The following is a 248-nucleotide window of genomic DNA, read 5'->3' on the forward strand; positions in this document are numbered from 1 at the left end:
AGCGACAGCACGCGCTTGCCCTTGAGCGACTCGGGCACTTCGCCGGCGACGATGCGCTGCGCCAGCCCTTCGACGATAGCGGTCTTGCCGACGCCGGGCTCGCCGATGAGCACGGGGTTGTTCTTGGTGCGGCGCTGCAGCACCTGGATGGCGCGGCGGATTTCCTCGTCGCGCCCGATCACCGGGTCGAGCTTGCCCAGGCGGGCGCGCTCGGTCAGGTCGAGGGTGTATTTCTTGAGGGCCTCGCG

General features: G+C 69.4%; 1 pseudogene. It reads right to left on the reverse strand.

Annotated elements, in window-relative coordinates:
• Nucleotides 1-248: pseudogene (locus AC3A6Y_RS35080) on the reverse strand (hypothetical protein); the annotation flags it as partial.

Source organism: Variovorax sp. Soil_C_17, assembly GCF_057657265.1.